We start from the raw sequence: 18,264 nt of genomic DNA, 5'->3' as shown, positions 1-18,264 counted from the left end.
TCATACCTGCGTCCCAGAAGTGAACGCGTTTAGGCGCGCCTGCACTTTCGCCAGATCAGCGGCAAATAACGCTGCCTGCTCTGCGCGCGCGCCGCCGTCCAGGCGCAACAAATAGGCTGGATGCGCGGTGACCCACAGCTCCGCCTTATCCTCGAGGGTAATGGGAATGCCGCGCGCCGTTTTCAGGCTCACCGTCTTACCTAGCAATCCGCGCGCCGCCGATGCGCCCAAGGCCAGTATGATACGCGGTTTCACGATTGCCCGTTCGCTTTCCAGCCACCAACGACAGGTGTCGATCTCTTTGGCTGTCGGGGTCTGGTGAATGCGTCGCTTGCCGCCCTGAACAACTTTGGGAACAAACTTGAAATGCTTCACCGCATTGGTGGCATAGGCTGCGCTGCGATCAATCCCGGCCTGCGCCAAAGCTGCATCCAGCAATTGGCCCGCTGGCCCCACAAACGGTCTGCCCGTCAGATCCTCCTGGTCGCCCGGTTGCTCGCCAACGATCATGAGCGGCGCGCGCTGTGCACCCTCGCCCACAACCGCGCGCGTTCCGCAATCGGCAATCGGACAATCACGACAATTGCCGACCGCCTGAGCAAGCTCAGTCAGGCTATCCGGACGTTCACGCGCCTCGCGCGCGCCCGCAGTCACCATGCTCGCCTCGCGCGCCTGCGCCCCGGCGATCAGATCAGGAATGAGCGCAGCCTCCGGCATGTTCTTCCAGTATTTTTTGGGCATTTCAGACAGCATCGCGCCGACTTTCAATCTCGCCGGATTGAAGATCGATGCGTAATACGACTTCCACAGTTCCTCGATCGGATCACCATCCGGCGCATCGCTGCGCCGTGCGGGGCCGCTTTCCCGCATGGTCTCGCCATCCCAGTGGAGGCATCCGCGCGGGGTCAGAATTGACCAGTTCATATTGGCAAAGCGCCGCATGAAAAAGCCCGCATTGGCGCGTACGATATGATGATCAGGCTCAAACCAGGCGACATAATGCGCGTCTTTTCCCTCTGGGACCGCGGCATTCTCGACCTGGCGAAAGCGGACGAAGGCGTGCATTTTATGGCTGTCGCGGCGCACCGACTTATCAAGCTCCTCCACCCGGCGCACATCGAGGTCGGTCTTGTCCTCCATCATGCGCGGATTGCTCTGAAGCCGCCACAGCAGCCGGTACAGCAGCGCAAAACGTTCTGGATCGGAATGCAGCGCCGCATTGCGCGCCAGGCCCAGAAACCGTTTGCTCGCCCGCGCTGGCCGGGAATCTCGGTCTGGCTCAGGCGGACGCTCAGTCAACCCGAACGCGCCGCCTTGGGCAAACAGATCGCCCGTCCCGCCCGGCTCAACCCAAGACACTCTATCTGGCGGCACCTCGCATTGGACCAGCGTGCGCGCCTGGTCCCGCCAAAACGCAAAATCATCGGGCGCTGACAATTGCACCGCGTAATGCGCGCCAACGGACCGTGCCCGTGTTGAGAGAGCCTGCCCGCTCATGACGCAAACAGCTCCAACTGTTCCTGCTTGGGCGCGAGCAGGCTGCGCAAATCCGCCCGGTCTGTCAGTGTCGTCGGACGCCAATCAAGCGCGGTAATAAAGGGGCGCACCTTCGCGATTGACTGGGTCAGCCGCGCCACATCATCAAGCCGCAAGGTCCGATGACGCCGCGCAGTAATGATCCGCCGAACCGCTGTCGGCCCCAGCCCTGGCACGCGCAGCAACATCTCTTTGCCCGCACGGTTCACATCCACTGGGAATGTCCCACGAAATTTGAGCGCCCAGGCCAGCTTGGGATCAATATCGAGCGGCAGATTACCATCCGCATCCGTCGCCTCGCACACCTCGCCCGGCGCATAGCCATAGAACCGCATCAGCCAATCGGATTGATACAGCCGGTGCTCGCGTAGCAAGGGCGGGCGTTGCAGCGGTAAAACTGCGCTGGCATCTGGAATCGGCGAAAAGGCGCTGTAATAAACCCGGCGCAGACCAAAGGAATCGTAAAGCCGGCTCGCCTTGCCAACAATATCCGCATCAGACGCCCGGTCTGCACCAACAATCATCTGGGTCGATTGACCCGCCGGGGCAAAACGCGGCGCATGGCGAAAGCGCTTGCGCGCATCCTTCGCCTCGATGATGTCGACCTTCGTCTTAGCGATCGCCCCTTCGATCTGCCGCTCGTCTTTATCAGGCGCGAGGCGGGTCAGGCCGCTGGTCGTGGGCAATTCAACATTGATGGAGACACGGTCAGCATAAAGCCCCGCCTGACGCACCAGCTCTGGATCCGCCTCTGGAATAGTCTTTAAGTGGATGTAGCCGCGAAAATCATACTCATCGCGCAGGATCCGGGCAGCCTCGACCATCTGCTCCATCGTATGGTTGGAGCTTTTGATGATTCCTGATGAGAGAAACAGTCCCTCGATATAATTGCGGCGGTAAAAATTGAGCGTCAGGTCCGCGACCTCCTGCGGGGTGAAGCGTGCGCGCCGCACATTCGAGCTCTTGCGGTTGATGCAGTAGTGGCAATCGAAAATGCAGTGATTGGTCAGCAATATTTTGAGCAATGAAATGCACCGGCCATCTGGCGCATAAGCGTGGCAAATGCCCATCCCCTCGGTTGAGCCGATCCCTTTGCCGTCCAGCGAGTTCTTCTTCGCCGTACCCGAAGACGCGCAAGAGGCATCATATTTCGCCGCATCAGCGAGAATTTCGAGCTTTTCTAAGAGCGATTTTTGGGCCATCGGAACATTCCTTTTGTTCCTTATATGTTCCAATTGGATTCAACAATAGTGAGGAATTTGCAACCTTAAATTGAGCGGGTAGTGATGCATGTCTGAAAGATACGGCCCATGGCTCATGAAAGAAATCAGATAAAAACACTCTGATACGGGAACCTCCTCATCCGTAGTGAGTATTTTGCACAAGTCCGATCCCTTCTAACGAGCAATTCTGCCCGTAATATCGGACGCAACACACGGCTTTCATGCCGTTTCCAATTGTTAGCGGGACGTATCACATGTCCTGCAATAGGGAGTAACCGATGAAGTTTTTTGCATCTCTCACCGCAGCAGCTCTACTGAGCGTGCCTGCCATTACAGTCGCGAAGGACTGGAATTTTGGCGACGGTGAGGCACCTGAGCGTTGGAGCCTTGAAAACAGTCAATATGCGCTGTGCGATGCGGGCCTTATGCAATCGCCAATTGACCTCGCCGAAGCCAAAGCAACCGGTGATATCACCGTCACCACCAATTACGGTGATGTCGCTAGTACGCTGGCGATCTCAGAAGAAAAGCTGCAACTCGATTTCTCGGCTGGCCTAATGATGCAATCGGGCAACAAGACCTTCAACCTATTGCAGGTCCACTTCCACACCCCATCAGAACACGCGATCAGCGGCAAGCGCTATCCTTTGGTTGCACACTTCGTGCACGCTACCGAAACGGGTGAATTGGGCGTTCTGGGCGTGATGTTTGAAGAAGGCCAGGCCAACCCTGCGTTCAACAACGTCGCAGCCGCGCTTAGATCAGGTGATGGCACAGCCATTACCGTTGACGCCTCACAGATGATCCCAGAGGATCTCTCGGTTTTCCGTTACATGGGTTCGCTAACCACGCCCCCATGTTCAGAAGGGGTAAACTGGCACGTTGCAGAGCAAACTATGACGGCCAGCGCAGAGCAAATCACAGCGATGACCAACATTCTTGGCCCAACCGCACGCTCGATTCAACCACTCGGCAATCGCCTACTGGTTGCGCCGTCTAAGTAGGTTTTAGCAAGCACATAAACGAAAGGGGGCGGCATTCATATGCTAGCCCCTTTTTGTGTTTAGCGATGTAAAGTTGCCGTGCGCGAGCTTACTTTTTGCTCGGATCAAAATCGCTCAGGCTTACGCCGTTCTGCTTGCACAGGTGATCAATGATCGCTGCATGCATCTGGCCCTCAAAGGCAACACCAGCGAACTCGCCTTCAATCCAAGCAATGGTTCCCATTGGCGCGTTAATACCATCGACCTTCATCACCACTCGGTCGCCGATGTTTGCAAAACCAGATTTGGCTTTGATCTTACAGCCCCCTTCAGAGATGTCGATCAGATCAACAAACACCACGCGCGAGCGAACGCGGCTCTTGACCATCAGGCTAAGCGGCTTTCTATCGGCCGTACGAGGGATGCTGTGCATATTCATGCTGCCTAAGTAGCCAAAAACCGTAAACGAATAATAACTGAAGCGCTGAGGGGGTGCAGCAAACACAGTTAATACGGCGCATGCCTGGTCGGTATTGTGCAGCCAGCGAGCTAGGCGCACATCCCCTGCAAATACCATGCAGGCATGCCTCCACGGCCATCATCGACCAAGCCGTGGCGATAAATCCAATAGCGCTGACCCTTGGCATCTTCGATCCGGTAATAATCACGCAAACGCACGCTGGAGCGCTCTCGCCACCACTCTGGCGCAATCCGTTCAGGCCCCTCCACACGCACAACTTCGCGCACTTTTCCGCGCCAGCGAAACCGCTGAGGACAGCCATCAGGTGAGGCATAAAGCACAGAAATGACCTCTGCTTTATCAAGCATCTTTAATGGCCTATGATAGAAATCTAATGTGCCTTGCGAAGCTGGCTGGTGATCAAGCGGGGGCACCCAAACCTGCGCGCGTTCTGGAATGTGGCTGGCGCGCGGGATCGGCCTGCGCACCGCCTCTGGACCAAGCCGTACCGTAAGCCGGTCAATGCAAGCGGCCAGCGATGTGCCATGCTGCTCAGCGGCGATTTCAATGTCACCCTGCCCCAATGCCAGAGGCTCCGACCAACTGGCTCGCAGGCGCACAATCTCAATCCCAAAGCCAGCGTCAACATCCTCAAGTTTGTTGGTGAACAGCCGGGTAATATGCGCTGCATCACGGGTGGCCGCCGCCAATTCAAGCTTTCGCACCAGCACTTCGCCATCAACCCGCCACAGCCCAAGTTCAAGTCTGCGCGCACCTTCGCCTTTACCCTCCAACTCACGCGCCATATCGGCGGCAAGATCAGACAGTACCTGATCCAGCAGACTACGATGACGGATCGGCTCCATCAAACGCCGCTGGACCAGCGGCATTGTCTGCGCGATCACAGGGAGCAGTGGCTCTGGCACTTTACCCAGCAATTGATCGAGCCGGATCAAGGGGTTTGCGGTGGGCGATTTGCTGCGGAAACGGCGCTTCAAGGCATCCCGGCCAGAGGCTTCACTCACATTGCCCTCCAAGCCAGAGCCGCCCTTTGCGATTGCGGCGAGATCACCCAGAGATTTCAGCCCCAAACGCCTGAGCACGGTGAGCACATTCAGAATCGAGACGCAAGGCAGCAACCGGTAGATCGGCCAGCATTCGCATCGCGTCATCTTGGCGCGCAAGGATACACTCAGAATAGCCTATCTTGGCTCCGAAATGCGCAAGCGCCCATGCTGCACCCGCTGTTGGTGCAATCGCAGAACGCGCGGCCAGTCCCCGCGCCGCGCAGGCCGTGTGCACATCCTCGATCAGCCGGGCCTCTCCGCCAAACAGATGCGCCGCCCCGCTCACATCGACCAGCACCCCATCGGGCGGGTCCAGCGCGCTCCACGGCCCCCAACGCTGAGCCCACAAGGCCAGCTTTTCCAGAAAGTCGAGGTCTCCAGTTGGATCAGACGGGGTAACCGCAATATCCGGGCACAAGGTGCGGGCATCGGCCAGCATCATGCCAGGGGTTGCCCCTGCTGCACGCCCCAGATCATTGACCGCATCAATGCGTGGGCCATGCGCGGTTTCTGTAATCAGAGCGGTGGGCACCGCATCTGCATCCTCACCGCGCGTAATCGCGTTACAGCGCCGCCAGCGATCGACCGACAGTTGGGCGAGCCAAATTGCCAATATCCGCCGCGGCGGGGTGTTTACGAGGCTCTGTTGCTCGCAGGTTTCCTTTCTCATCGCTCAAAATCCATTCTTCGGGGGGATGCATGCGGGCGCGGAACAATTCCGCCTGCCAGGCTGGATCGCCGGGCGCATCCGCATTCCAGCGCGGTGCAGCCGATGGCGCAGCCTCTACCCGCCAGCGCATGCGCGCAGAGGACAGGTCAGCGCTCGCATCAAGCCGCACCAGCCAGAGCGGCACCCCATGCTTTTCAGCCGTGAGGCTAAGACGCCGAGATGCGGTAAAATCGAGCGCGCGCGGATTGCCAGCGATCTCTCCAATCACGAATGCAAGATCGCGGCAACGCAGCCCCTCCTCCAGCGCAAACAGCGCGTCTTGAGCGCTCTTTGCCGCCACATGAATCACTCGGCGGCGCTGATCAGGCGGCAAGCCCTGCGCATAAGGCCGCCCAGTCAAACGGATCGCCTCGCGGTCTTGCACCCACAGGATCTGACGCTGATCATCCACCTCTGCCAGTGGGTCGCTGCGCCGCACCCTTGCCTGAGCCGCCAAAGCATCGCGGGCCAGCGCCAATGCCGCCCCCGCTCCGCTCGCATCCTGAGCGCTGGCGAACACCTCTGAATGTGATGCAGCCGATAGACCCGGCCGCCAGCGCGCCTCGCGGCGGCGCGATTGCGCGAGGATATCGCTCGCCCTCACGGGCTTAAGCACGGCGCAGGCCGCCATTCCAACCGACAAGCGCGCCGAAGAGATACCGGAGACAGCAGTGCCCACAGAAGAGCTATGGAGCACGGTCGCTCTGGAAGGGTTTGCAGCACTGGTCATAGGAACATCTTTGCCCAAGCGGGTCGCTTAGAACGACTCACTTGTTCTCATTATGTTCCACAGTGTTAAAAAGATTGCAAGGGGGAGAACAGCCAGCCAGGCCGCCCTCCCTCCTAAAATCACCAGTGCTTAGCCAAACAGGCCGAATGCCAAAATGATGGTCAGCACAATCGGACAAACAAAGCGCACGAGAATGCGCCAGATTTGGTGAAGCAGGCCGTCCAGCCCGTTCTCATCATCAATCAGCCGCGCATCCGCAATCCAGCCAACAAAGATACAGGTCAGGATCGCGCCTATCGGCATGAACAGCTTTGCGGTCACACCATCCAGGGCATCAAAGAAATTCGCCTCTGCAAAGATCGGGATGAACGCCAGTGGCCGGAAATCAGCCATTTCATTGAAGGACAAGGCCGAGAGGATGCCCAATACTGCTGCACCGACCCCGACGATGGCGGTTGCAACCGGACGCGGCAGCTTGAATTTCTCAAGCGTGTAAGCGGTCGGTGCCTCAAGCAGCGACACCGAGCTGGTGAGCGCCGCAAAGAAGATCATGATGAAAAACAATAGGCCGATCAGCGAGCCAAATGGCATCTGCTGAAACGCAACTGGCAATGATGCGAACATCAGGCCCGGCCCAGCGCTAGCAGAAAGGCCAGCGGCGAACACAATCGGGAAAATTGTCAGACCAGCGAGCAAAGCAACCGCTGTATCTGCGCCCGCAATAATACCTGAGGTTTTGCCCAGGTTCGTCTCACGGCTGGCATAGGCACCGTAGGTCATCATCCCGGCCACACCAAGCGACAATGAGAAGAACGCCTGTCCAACCGCCGCCAACATGACTTCGCCGGTTAATTTGGAGAAATCGAAGGTGAATAGATAGCTCACAGCTTGACTGAACTCGCCGGTGAATGCGCCGTAGATCGTGATCGCCAGAAACAGCACGAAGAACAGCGGCATCAGATATACCGCCACCCACTCAATCCCGCTGGAAACACCGCGCGCCACGAAAAACAGGGTCAGCGCCAGAAACCCAAGGTTGAGCCCAACCATCAGACTGCCATTGCCGAACAGTCCGGGAAGCAACCCTTCAATATCGCTCGCAGCGCGCCCTTCAAAAGCGCCCCCAGCAAGGCCGGTTTGCACCAAATCGCTCGCAAAGACGCCAACATAATAGAGCACCCAACCGCCCACGACGCAGTAGAAGCTGAGGATCAGGAAGGCGGCAAAAACGCCCATCGATCCAATAATGCCCCAGCCTTTCGAAGCTCCGGAATCCGCCGCGACACGGCGCACGCTTTCCGGCGCAGAGGCCTGACCATGGCGGCCAACCAGTACTTCAGACAGCAACACTGGCAGACCAATGAGTAGCACGCAGAAAATGTAGAACAGAACGAAGGCCCCGCCGCCATTTTCGCCCGCCTCAGCAGGGAAGCGCCACATGTTTCCAAGGCCAACAGCCGACCCCACTGCGGCCAGAATAAAGGCTGTGCGCGAGGACCAACCTTCACGCGCGCTCGAACCGGAAGAAGCAACCATGTATGTATTACCCTCTCACGCGCCGATCCGGCGCAAATTGTTATACGCAAGTCATGCAAGAAAATTGCGGCGGCGTAAACGCCTCTTACAAACGCTCCACGGCGGGCTTTGCCAAGCCCGCGTCTCGCGGCTAGAGACTAGCGCCATGTCGACTACATTTCAGCTTGATACGAGCACCAGCCGCGCCACTCCTACGCCAAAGCCCAGGAAACGCCTTACTGTGCCGCGCATTCGCGACCACAAGAAGGACGGCACAACCAAAGAACCGCTGGTTATGCTGACTGCATACACCGCGCGTCAGGCGCAGTTGCTGGATACGCACTGCGACCTGCTGCTGGTCGGAGATCTCGCTGGGCCAGGTGATCTACGGACTCGATTCCACCCTGCCGGTGACGCCAGAGATGATGATTGCACATGGCGCAGCGGTTGTACGCGGCAGCTATCACAGCGTCGTCGTGGTCGATATGCCGTTCGGTTCCTACGAGGCATCAAAAGAGCAAGCCTTTGACACAGCCAGCCGGATCATGGCCGAAACAGGATGCGCCGCTGTTAAACTCGAAGGCGGGGAAGCGATGGCTGAGACGGTCGCTTTCCTCTCCAACCGCGGGATCCCTGTAATGGGCCATGTCGGCCTGACCCCGCAGGCAGTGAATGTGCTGGGCGGATATGCAGCGCGCGGCCGCAGTCAGCACGAACACGAGAAGATCATCACTGATGGCAAATCTCTGGAGGAGGCTGGCGCTTTCGCCGTCGTGGTTGAAGGTGTGATTGAGCCGATTGCCATTTCGCTGACCCAGTCACTCGAAGTACCAGTGATCGGCATCGGAGCATCCGCACAATGCGATGGACAAGTGCTTGTCACCGAAGACATGCTGGGCATGTTTGAACGCGTGCCGCGCTTCGTCAAACGCTATGAAAACATCGCAGAAGTGATCGACAAGACGGTTTCGACCTATGCCGAGGAAGTGCGCGCGCGCAGCTTCCCAACCGCTGAGCAAACCTACCAGCCAAAGAGCTAGCCCACGCTGTCCTGGCGGCCTGCAAGCATGCTGGCCAAGGGCGCAGCGCAGACCAGTTGCAGTAGATGATAGAGCAGCAGCGGCGCGATTACGAAGCCAGCGGCATCGGGCGGAAACAAGATCGCGGCGAGAGGCGCGCCGATGGCGACGCTCTTTTGCGCCCCGGCAAACAGAAACGCGATCCGATCTGCCCGGGGATAACGGAACAGCCCGCCGGTTAGCCAAGCTCCGCCCGTGCCGACGATCAAAAACGCAATGACAAGGCCCAGCAATGCGGCCCACTCAGCAAAGCCGAACATGGTCGCGAGGCCCTGCTCCACAGCGCCGGAAAAGGCGACATAGACCGCAATGCCGATCACCATCCGGTCAAGCCATGCGACTTGGGCCTTACGCTCCTTCAGCCAACCGATCGTCCAGCCCTGCAGTGCCTGGCCAATCAGAAATGGCAAGATCAGGATCAAGCCGATGCGAACAATCGTCTCGCTGCCAATATCCGCAACACTTCCGCCTCCCAGCGCCGCAAACAAAGGCGCAGTCAGAAACACACCGGCAATATTGATGAGCGCCGCGCCGACCACAGATAACGCGACATTGCCGCCCGCCAGGCTGGTGTAAGAGGTCGCGGACTGAATGGTGGATGGCAATGTGCCGAGATAGAGAAAGCCCAGCGCGACCAGTGGCGGCAAGGCCCATTGCGCAAGCAGTGAGAAGCCGAGGCCTGAAAGCGCCATCGCTCCAAACACCCATAGGAACAGCGGCGCGAAGAAGCGCCAATTCGCGAGGCCCCGCGCAATCTCGCCGCGTGCGATCCGCATGCCATTGACCAGAAACAGTACGAAAATGCCTGTGTTCGACACCGTCTGAGCGGTCTCGCGCAGCGCCCCTGCCGCAGGAAGCACCAGGGCCAAGACCGTCGCCAAGATCAGCACGGCAATCATCGGATCCGCCAATAAGGATGGTCGCGACTTCATCGCGCGCGCTCTGCCCTCCCCTTTAGCCTTTGTCGAGGGGAGTGCGCTCTTACTCTGCTGGCGGCGCAAACGCGCCCGGACGCAGGCTTTCAGCAAATTCCGCGAAGCCTTGCTTTTCGTCTTCACGCTCCAACCCGCGCGCAGCAGCAGCCCTTAGGACGAGCAAATGCGGGTCATTGCCCGCGCCCAGATCAATCGCATAGTCAAGCAGCACCGCCACTCTTAACCAGTCTTCTGCTGCTGCGCTGCGCTCTGCCAGCATCAGCACCGCCTCAGCATTGTTTGGCTCGCCAGCGAGATGCCGCACCAACAGAGTGTCAGCCGCAAGGTCATCACCGGTCATTCGGTAAGCCGCAATAATCCGCTGGGTCAGCGGCCAGGGCCTTCGGATTTGCGCAGCCACTTGGTAAAGCTCCAACGCTTGCTCTGGATCATTAACCGCGAGGCCAACGTCCCCAATCAGTGAGTGCACATCGGCCGACCCTGGAAATTGACGGCGGAGCGAATTGGCGAGCCGCGCGGCTCCTGGCAAATCATTTTGTGCGATCATATCGCGCAGCTGCCGAGTTAGCGCAGGTAAAACCGCTCTGCCATCGGCTGTGCTGCCGAGCACCACGAGCCCCCGAACGCGCCCTTCGACTGCCCGCTCCAGCAATGGTGCCGCCGCCTCGCGGTCACCCAGCCTCTCATAGGCGCGGCCAACGATGCCGAGCAGGTAGGGCGATGCATCTAGCGAGGCGGTGCGCGGGGCAAAGCGCTCAACCAATTCAGCCTCACGCTCACCGCGCAGCATAGCCAGCGCAACCAGCTCCAACAGACGGATATTGCCGGGTTGCCGCTCTGCCAAGGCGCTGAGTTTCAATGCCGCACTGTCATAGGCACTTTCATTGAGATCAATCAGTCCGTCCAGCAGCAATGCGGCTGGGACATTACGGCTCACCATACCGCTGCGTTCAAGCAAAGAGCGCGCAAGGATCGGTTTGTCAGCACGCGCCGCCAGCAGTGCCTGAAGATAGTGCACCTTGGGATGCTTGGGATCGATTTTCGCAAGGTTCCGAACAGCTGCTAGCATATCGCGATTGCGCCCCAAATCGCCCAAGGTTGCCGCCAGATCAGCTAGGATCTCTACATCTTCAGGAGCCGCCTTATGAGCAGCCTCGAACCAGGGCAATGCGTCTATCAAACCATGCGCATCGCGCACCATCTGAGCGCGCAAATGCAGCGCCAAGGATGATTGCGGACCCAGCTCTAGCGCACGCTCTGCGGCTTCCAATGCGGGCAAATGCTCTCCGCCGCGAAAACGCAGACGAGCGATCGCGACCCATAGTGCGGGATTTTCCGCATCGATTGCGAAAGCCTGATCCAGCATTCCGCCCGCTTGGGGTAGGTCACCTTCGCGCATCGCCGCGCGCGCATCTTTGACCAAAGTGACGAATTCATCGCTGCCCTCGATCGCCGCTTCTGCGGACGCGCTATCATCTTCGCTGGTCAGCGAGCAGCCACCCAGCGCCAGCGCGCACCCGGCCAACAGCCAGCCCAGCGCAGGGGATCTGAGGCCAGATTTAGGCCTGCAAATCATATTGTTTGAGCAGATCATATAAAGTCGGTCGGCTGATCCCGAGCAGTTTGGCCGTGCTTGAGATGTTGCCCTCGCTGCGCGCCAAGGCATGGCGGATAATCCGGCGGTCCGATTGCTCGCGCGCCGCCTTAAGGTTCAGCACTTCGGCATCTTCCTCTTCGCCGCTGTCAAAATCCAGGTCTTCAGCGTTTACCAGTTTGCCGTCAGCCATGATGACCGCGCGCTTCACCCGGTTTTCCAGCTCGCGGACATTGCCGGGCCAATCATGCGCATCAATCGAGGCCAGCGCATCAGGGCCAAAACCCGTAACCGCTGGGTTCATCTCAGCAGAGAACCGCTTGAGGAAGGCCTTCGCCAGCAGAATGGCATCGCCGTGACGCTCTGCCAAGTTCGGGATGCGAACAACGATTTCGGCCAGCCGATAGAACAGGTCCTCGCGGAATGTGCCCTCGCCAATCATATTCTCTAGGTCTTGATGGGTGGCGCAAACGATCCGAGTGTTCACCTCAATCTGTTTGCGTCCGCCAATCCGTTCGATCGTGCGCTCCTGCAAAAAGCGCAGCAATTTGACCTGCAATGGCAGCGGGATATCGCCAACCTCGTCGAGGAACAGCGTACCGCCATCGGCGCTTTCGATTTTGCCTTCGGTGGTTTTGACCGCGCCGGTAAACGCGCCCTTTTCGTGCCCGAACAGTTCGCTTTCTAGCAGGTTTTCAGGGATCGCTGCGCAATTGATGGCAACGAACGGCCCGTTCGCGCGGTCGCTCGCATCATGCAGCCCTTGCGCTAGCAGCTCTTTGCCCGTGCCGCTCGCACCAAGCAGCATGACAGAGACGCTGGTGCTCGCAACGCGCTCAATCGTGCGCGCGACTTTCACCATTTCAGGTGCGCCAGTGATCAGGCGGCCAAGGACCGTCTTTTCCTCGCCAGCACTGGCGACCAGACGGCGGTTCTCTTGTTCGATCAAATGCAGGTTGTAGGCACGGCGAACGATCAGGCCGAGCGCTTCAATATCAACCGGCTTTTGGTAAAAATCGTATGCGCCGCGTTCGATCGCCTGCAGCGCGCTTTCCCGCGCGCCGTGGCCGCTTGCCACAATCACCTTGGTATCGGGCTTCAGCTCCATGATCGCATCGAGCACGGCAAAGCCTTCGCTCGTGCCATCAGGATCAGGCGGCAAGCCAAGATCGAGCGTCACGACCGCAGGCATTTCGCTGCGCAGTGCCGTGATGGCGGCCTCACGATTGCCTGCAATCACGACCTCAAAATCATCATAGGCCCATTTGAGCTGAGCCTGCAGGCCCTCGTCATCTTCGACGATCAATAGAGTGGGTTTCTTATCGGCCATTATGCGACCTCGCCTGATTTAGGTTGTTCTTCCTTCGCGAGAATTTCGGCCGCCTCGCGCAACGGCAGGATGATGCTGAACCGTGTGCCCAGTCCTTCGCGGGATTCGACGTTCACGCGCCCGCCCATTGCCTTCACGATCTCGCGCGCTTCAAATGCACCAATGCCAAAACCGCCCTCTTTCGAGGAGACGAAGGGTTTGAACAGGCCATTGCGGATGAAACCGGGCGACATGCCAGAACCGGTATCGATGATGTCGAATTGACCATTCAGGCCATCGCTCGACACATCGAGGTAGATCGGAGTTTCCGGATCGCTCGCATCAATCGCGTTTTGGATCAGATGCATAATCGCCTGCTCTAAGCCTTCATTATCGGCCATCACGACGGCGGGATCAGCCCGTGTTAGCTGCAGCGGGTGTGTAACTTCAAAACGCTTTGCCAGGCCCTTGGCCATTGCAGCGAGATCAACCGACCTGCGCTCTTGCGACTGCCCAGAGCCATAGCGGCCAAGGCGGGCTAGCAGGTTTGTGAGCTTGTCAGATGAATTGCGCAAAGTGACGAGCATATCTGCCCGAAAATCCGGATTATCCGCGTGCTTTTCCGCATTCCGGGCGAGCAACGATAATTGGCTCGCCAGATTTTTGATATCGTGCATCACGAAGGCGATCCGGCGATTGAACTCATCAAACCGGCTTGCCTCCATCAGTGCCTGTTGGCCTGATTGCTCGGCGAGATAACTGGCCAGCTGCTGCCCTACAACTTTGAGCAGATCGTAATCTTCCCAATCGAGACGCCGCTCGATCCGAGGGCGCGCCAGCACAATCGTGCCAACCAGTCGGTCAAAATGGACAAGCGGGACGAGTGCCCAAACATCTTCTGCCTCAGTCAGCCATTCAGGCACCAAAGCAACCTCACCGAAATGGTCATTGCCTGCTCGCACATCATCCATATCCAGGATGTGGTTATGCTGCTCAAGCAGGCTTGAAAGCTCATAATCTGCGGCGATGGCTGGCACCGCGATAGTTGGCCAGTTGGAGCGCGCCACCAACTCCAATTGCGCCTCTTCATTGGGCGCGAGCAGCAGTCCACCCGGACTGTCAGTGATATCGGCAATCGCCCTGATCGCCCGTTCTTGAAAACTCGGCATGCCCGATACGCCTACACCTACCGAGGCGCTGCCAACGGTACGAGTGAAACGCAGCCATTCCTCTCGGTAATCATAGCGATGCTGAAACAGATGCTTCGTCGCCATAACCCTAAGCCACGCGCGGGCACGCTCTGAGGGCAACCATAAGACCGCCGCCATACCTGCGAAGACCAGAAAGATCACCTGCGTCGCACGACCCAAATCTCCACCCAGCATAGAGAGCGATTTGGTCACAAAGATCATCAGGACGAGATAGGAACCGATGACCAAAAGCGACAAAGTCTGGAATGTTACCGCGCGCGAAGGGCGGAATTCCAGATCAGCACTGCGCGCATTGGCCCCAAGCGCAAGCACGCCGATCATTACGCCGGATAATGCCCCTCTCAGGGCAAGCAGCAGGCCGGGTTCCTCACCGCTGAGATAAGCGATCGTGTAGAGGTTGAGATCGTAGCCCCACAGGCAAGTAAGCGCGACCCCGCTCCAGCGCAAAACGCGGCGCGCCGCCATTGATGCGCCAACATATAGGTTATGCAGCAGCACCAGAGCGCCAATCGCGACAAGCATGTTAAGCGCCGCGCTGACTTCGAACGTCACGTCAAGCAGCTCTGGCTCAGATGCGATCCGCGCCTCGATCAGCAGCAGCACAGGCTGCAGCAATTGAACCAGCGCCAGCGCGATAATCACGGGCCGAGTCGGTTTTAGGCTCTCGTCGCGCCCATCATTGGCGAACAGACGAAATATCAGAAATATCCATGCGCAATTGCGCGCAGTCTCCGCCAGCCGAACAGCCGGCTCCAGCGGACCCTGTGCAGCCGCTAATGCGCACCAAATGCCGGTGAAGGCGATAGCGCTGAGCGCAGCCGCGCGGTCAGAACGCGAACGATCTCCGTTGCGGGTCGCCCACAAGGCCGCCACCGCGCAGCACACGGCCCCGGCAAGATAGCCTGCAAAACTGATCAAAGTGAGAAGTTCGCCTTCAGCCATTAGCGAGCACCCTCTGGCCAGAGCACCACGCGGACGGTCTGCAACAGGATCACCAAATCAAGAAATGGCGTATAGTTCTTTGCGTAATAAAGATCATATTCGAGCTTCTTACGGCTGTCTTCGGTCGATGCGCCGTAGGGATAATTGATCTGAGCCCATCCGGTAATGCCGGGTTTGACCATATGCCGCTCGCCGTAGAACGGGATCTCTTCCTGCAGATCATCAACAAATTTCGGCACTTCGGGACGCGGCCCGACAAAACTCATATTGCCTTTCAGAACGCTCCAGGTTTGCGGCAACTCGTCGATCCGAACCTTGCGGATAAAGCGCCCGAGGCGGGTGACCCGTGGATCGTTTTCCTCAGCCCATTTCGCGCCGTCCTTTTCCGCATCCGTGCGCATCGAACGCAGCTTGATGAGATAAAACGGCTCACCATAGAGGCCAACGCGTTCCTGCTTAAAGAACGCAGGTCCTTTGCTATCCAGCTTCACCAGCAAAGCGAAAATCGCAATGATTGGGAAGGTCAGTAGAAGCAGCAAAAGACTGGCAACAATGTCAAACAACCGCTTGAAAGCACTGGAAATCACTCGTCCAGAAGAAAATCCATCGGAAAAGATCAACCAGCTGGGATTGACCGTATCCAGATCAACCCGGCCCGTCTCACGTTCCAGGAAGCTAGAGAAATCATTGACGTGCACACCCTTGGTCTTAATCCGCAAAAGATCCGGAAGTGGCAGCGCATTGCGCCGTTCCTGCAAGGCGAGCACAACTTCGCTCACGCCCAGGTTTTCGACAAACCGGCCAAGGTCATGGATCGCCTCACGCGCAATCGCTTCTTCAACCACCCGCTCCGGCTCGTTCATCGCGATGTAGGAGACGATCGCAAAGCCAGTTTCCGGCTTATCACCCAGCTCACGCAGTCGCTGCGCCCTGTCGCCCGCACCCAGCACCATCACTCTGCGGCGAAAGGCCGACGAGCCAAGGAAGCTGTTAAGGAACATCCGGTCCACCACCAGCAGGCCGATGGCGAAGCACATGGTGTAAAAAAGTGTGGAACGCCAGAAGGTATCAGCGGCCAGCACAAAATCGATCACCGCTAGGGCAATGATACCAAGGCTGATCGCCACGAGCAGTCTGGCGCCTGCAAATCGAAGGCTGCGCAGCGCATAGGGTCCGTACACCCCGACAGAGATCATTGCGATCCATACCACGGAGGCTGAGCCCGTCAGTGGCAACCAGCGCCCAGCAATAGGCCCTGGATCCATCCCGATCTGCGAGGCTCGTAGCTGCCAGGCGAGCTCACTAGCCAGCACCAGAAGCGCAAAGTCTAGCAGACCGAGCAGCAGCACGGCGTGGGGGATATAATGCTTAAACAAGCGGATCATCAGATTCGAAGCTCGCAGTAATTGCAATTGCAAGCGCGGCTTTACGCGCGAGACCTTAAGTGTCGGTAAATTTTACAGCGCTTGCTCTAAGCCGCCTCTTGAGCCGATCTACACGGTTAATGAGATGTGAAGAACGCACTATGTATTTACGCTTAGCTGTGGGAGGTTCAAACCCTTGCCTGAGCCGCCAAACGCGTAGTCTGTGGGGTCAAGCAATCCGGCCTGCTGCAGCGCGAGCAATTCACACCCAATGGTATCGCGTCTTCCTCTGCCAAAGACACGCCGCGCGCCTGTGCCAATTCGCCCGCAAAGCGCGCTTCAAGCCCAAGCACTATCGCTTGGCGCGCCGAGCAGGTGACGCCGCCGCCATCAACCGTGAGTGCAATGGTGAACCAGTGCTTGGGCGCCGCCTCGCCTTCGCTGAACAGCACCGGCTGGGTGAGTAGTGTACCCGGGCGTTCAAACGCTGAATACGGCGCCCAGGCGGGCCAGCGCGCTCCGTCCAGTGGGAACATCGCCCCGCTCGCCCCAGCGCTGAACCCGGCAAGCTCTCCGGACCGGTCAAGCCGCGCAGAGAAGAAAGGCAGGCCCCGTTCGCCCACCCGCTGCAAGGTCGTGAGCCTCTGGGCAACCTGCGCAAAGTTGACGGCAAAACGCCGCTGTAAAACCGTAAGATCATAGCCGGTCTGCTCACACGCTCTCAGAAAGCGTCCGTAAGGCATCAGCAGGGCGGCAGCGACATAATCGCTGACCGCACTGCGCATGGCATCGCGCGCCTCGCGGCTGGTCAGCCCCGCCCCTTCAACAACCGCATCAATCGCCTCGCGCTGCTCCAGCACGCCAACTTGCCGTGCAATTTGAAACCGCCGTGCCGCACCCGGTAGCATCTCAGACAATTGCAGCTGGCGCGCATGCAGATCGAGCCGGGCCACCTGGCCGGGGATCACCTCAGCTGGCAGAATGCGCACCGACAGACGGTGCCGCTCGCGCAAACGCTCATTCAAAGCCACGCTGATTTCAGCACGCGACAGCCTGAGTTGATCGGCCAAATCCTCGGCTGCGTGATCAAGGTCGGAAAAATGGTTCTGCCAGCGCTCCACCGCCTCGCGGGCCTGCCTGTCAGGGTCATCGCCGCGCGACGCCACAACGCCGCCTGCATCAAACAGCCGCGCAAATGCAGCCGCAGCCTGAGGCGCAGCGGCAAGAAACTCCTGCACTTCTTCCCGGTCGATCCCAAGATCGCTGAAGCGTTCATCGGAGAGCCGGCGCGCAAGGCCATCCAGCCCGCCAATTGCCTCATCCTCCCGCAGGCTGCGTGGATCAAAATCAAACCGCTCAATCACCTGCACCAGCACACGTGCGGACAGCGGACGCTGATTACGCTCAATAAGATTGAGATAGCTTGGCGAGATACCAAGCGAGGTGGCCATAGCGGCCTGCGTCAGGCCCTCACGTTTACGCAATCGGCGCAAAGCAGGACCGGCGAGAAGAGAATTATCAGCCATAGGAGGCTTTGTAAATTACTTTACATCCTCACACAAGTTTTACGATTTTTGAGCCGATACAGACACGATTGTCTGTAAGGT

12 protein-coding genes and 2 pseudogenes are annotated in these 18,264 nt (G+C 58.5%); 2 read left to right on the top strand and 12 right to left on the bottom strand.

Translation table 11 applies throughout. From position 1 onward, the window contains the following. Both AC0V6O_RS06200 and AC0V6O_RS06195 read right to left on the bottom strand, forming a co-directional pair. The gene (locus tag AC0V6O_RS06200) at positions 1-1,497 is read right to left on the bottom strand and encodes a UdgX family uracil-DNA binding protein (RefSeq protein ID WP_486142451.1); all 1,497 of its coding nucleotides are present in this window, start codon (positions 1,495-1,497) and stop codon (positions 1-3) included. Further along, positions 1,494-2,738, bottom strand: a complete 1,245-nt coding sequence (locus AC0V6O_RS06195) for a putative DNA modification/repair radical SAM protein (RefSeq protein WP_486142448.1) — start codon at positions 2,736-2,738, stop codon at positions 1,494-1,496. The genes AC0V6O_RS06200 and AC0V6O_RS06195 overlap by 4 nt, the downstream gene beginning before the upstream one ends. A gap of 299 nt (positions 2,739-3,037) precedes the next feature. Here AC0V6O_RS06195 and AC0V6O_RS06190 point away from each other — a divergent pair, with 299 nt between their 5' ends. Next, entirely contained in the window at positions 3,038-3,763 is a 726-nt protein-coding gene (locus AC0V6O_RS06190) for a carbonic anhydrase (protein ID WP_486142446.1), read from the top strand. A gap of 88 nt (positions 3,764-3,851) precedes the next feature. On the opposite strand, the gene AC0V6O_RS06185 is transcribed toward AC0V6O_RS06190, so the two are convergent. The 4 genes and pseudogenes from AC0V6O_RS06185 to AC0V6O_RS06170 form a co-directional block, all read right to left on the bottom strand. After that, positions 3,852-4,175 carry a PilZ domain-containing protein gene (locus AC0V6O_RS06185; RefSeq protein ID WP_472638464.1) on the bottom strand — a complete coding sequence of 108 codons (324 nt, stop codon included), beginning with the start codon at positions 4,173-4,175 and terminating at the stop codon, positions 3,852-3,854. 116 nt (positions 4,176-4,291) lie between these two features. After that, positions 4,292-5,939 (bottom strand): annotated as a pseudogene (locus tag AC0V6O_RS06180) (DUF6504 family protein). After that, a complete protein-coding gene (locus AC0V6O_RS06175; RefSeq protein WP_486142444.1) occupies positions 5,833-6,708 on the bottom strand; it encodes a recA-like protein in 876 nt (291 codons plus the stop codon). Before AC0V6O_RS06175 ends, AC0V6O_RS06180 begins: the two are co-directional and overlap by 107 nt. Before the next feature lie 129 nt (positions 6,709-6,837). Continuing rightward, positions 6,838-8,244, bottom strand: a complete 1,407-nt coding sequence (locus tag AC0V6O_RS06170) for a sodium-dependent transporter (RefSeq protein ID WP_472638462.1) — start codon at positions 8,242-8,244, stop codon at positions 6,838-6,840. Between the two features lie 145 nt (positions 8,245-8,389). Here AC0V6O_RS06170 and panB point away from each other — a divergent pair. Beyond that, positions 8,390-9,263: pseudogene (panB, locus tag AC0V6O_RS06165) on the top strand (3-methyl-2-oxobutanoate hydroxymethyltransferase). Here the strand turns inward: panB and AC0V6O_RS06160 are convergent. The 6 genes from AC0V6O_RS06160 to AC0V6O_RS06135 all read right to left on the bottom strand — a co-directional run bounded on the left by AC0V6O_RS06160 (position 9,260) and on the right by AC0V6O_RS06135 (position 18,183). Next, a complete protein-coding gene (locus tag AC0V6O_RS06160; RefSeq protein ID WP_486142441.1) occupies positions 9,260-10,234 on the bottom strand; it encodes a bile acid:sodium symporter family protein in 975 nt (324 codons plus the stop codon). The pseudogene panB and the gene AC0V6O_RS06160 overlap by 4 nt on opposite strands. Positions 10,235-10,283: 49 nt before the next feature. Further along, complete coding sequence (locus AC0V6O_RS06155; protein WP_486142439.1) at positions 10,284-11,813, bottom strand: tetratricopeptide repeat protein; 1,530 nt, start codon at positions 11,811-11,813, stop codon at positions 10,284-10,286. Then, the gene (gene prsR, locus AC0V6O_RS06150) at positions 11,797-13,161 is read right to left on the bottom strand and encodes a PEP-CTERM-box response regulator transcription factor (protein ID WP_472638458.1); all 1,365 of its coding nucleotides are present in this window, start codon (positions 13,159-13,161) and stop codon (positions 11,797-11,799) included. The genes AC0V6O_RS06155 and prsR overlap by 17 nt, the downstream gene beginning before the upstream one ends. After that, complete coding sequence (gene prsK / locus AC0V6O_RS06145) at positions 13,161-15,293, bottom strand: XrtA/PEP-CTERM system histidine kinase PrsK (protein WP_486142437.1); 2,133 nt, start codon at positions 15,291-15,293, stop codon at positions 13,161-13,163. The genes prsR and prsK overlap by 1 nt, the downstream gene beginning before the upstream one ends. After that, a complete protein-coding gene (locus tag AC0V6O_RS06140; RefSeq protein ID WP_486142435.1) occupies positions 15,293-16,678 on the bottom strand; it encodes a TIGR03013 family XrtA/PEP-CTERM system glycosyltransferase in 1,386 nt (461 codons plus the stop codon). The genes prsK and AC0V6O_RS06140 overlap by 1 nt, the downstream gene beginning before the upstream one ends. Positions 16,679-16,845: 167 nt before the next feature. Continuing rightward, positions 16,846-18,183 carry a helix-turn-helix domain-containing protein gene (locus AC0V6O_RS06135; RefSeq protein ID WP_486142433.1) on the bottom strand — a complete coding sequence of 446 codons (1,338 nt, stop codon included), beginning with the start codon at positions 18,181-18,183 and terminating at the stop codon, positions 16,846-16,848. Between the last annotated feature and the right edge of the window lie 81 nt (positions 18,184-18,264).

This window comes from Erythrobacter sp. JB2-19 (genome assembly GCF_057365005.1).
Note: the sequence above shows the minus strand (reverse complement) of the source record. Positions and strands in the feature narration are given on the sequence as shown.

What these genes read in the sequence shown, in the direction of transcription:
- AC0V6O_RS06135 (WP_486142433.1), bottom strand. Translation starts at nt 18,183, where the DNA reads ATGGCTGATAATTCTCTTCTCGCCGGTCCTGCTTTGCGCCGATTGCGT.
- AC0V6O_RS06155 (WP_486142439.1), bottom strand. Translation starts at nt 11,813, where the DNA reads ATGATTTGCAGGCCTAAATCTGGCCTCAGATCCCCTGCGCTGGGCTGG.
- AC0V6O_RS06140 (WP_486142435.1), bottom strand. Translation starts at nt 16,678, where the DNA reads ATGATCCGCTTGTTTAAGCATTATATCCCCCACGCCGTGCTGCTGCTC.
- prsR (WP_472638458.1), bottom strand. Translation starts at nt 13,161, where the DNA reads ATGGCCGATAAGAAACCCACTCTATTGATCGTCGAAGATGACGAGGGC.
- AC0V6O_RS06170 (WP_472638462.1), bottom strand. Translation starts at nt 8,244, where the DNA reads ATGGTTGCTTCTTCCGGTTCGAGCGCGCGTGAAGGTTGGTCCTCGCGC.
- AC0V6O_RS06175 (WP_486142444.1), bottom strand. Translation starts at nt 6,708, where the DNA reads ATGACCAGTGCTGCAAACCCTTCCAGAGCGACCGTGCTCCATAGCTCT.
- AC0V6O_RS06160 (WP_486142441.1), bottom strand. Translation starts at nt 10,234, where the DNA reads ATGAAGTCGCGACCATCCTTATTGGCGGATCCGATGATTGCCGTGCTG.
- AC0V6O_RS06190 (WP_486142446.1), top strand. Translation starts at nt 3,038, where the DNA reads ATGAAGTTTTTTGCATCTCTCACCGCAGCAGCTCTACTGAGCGTGCCT.
- AC0V6O_RS06185 (WP_472638464.1), bottom strand. Translation starts at nt 4,175, where the DNA reads ATGCACAGCATCCCTCGTACGGCCGATAGAAAGCCGCTTAGCCTGATG.
- AC0V6O_RS06200 (WP_486142451.1), bottom strand. Translation starts at nt 1,497, where the DNA reads ATGAGCGGGCAGGCTCTCTCAACACGGGCACGGTCCGTTGGCGCGCAT.
- AC0V6O_RS06195 (WP_486142448.1), bottom strand. Translation starts at nt 2,738, where the DNA reads ATGGCCCAAAAATCGCTCTTAGAAAAGCTCGAAATTCTCGCTGATGCG.
- prsK (WP_486142437.1), bottom strand. Translation starts at nt 15,293, where the DNA reads ATGGCTGAAGGCGAACTTCTCACTTTGATCAGTTTTGCAGGCTATCTT.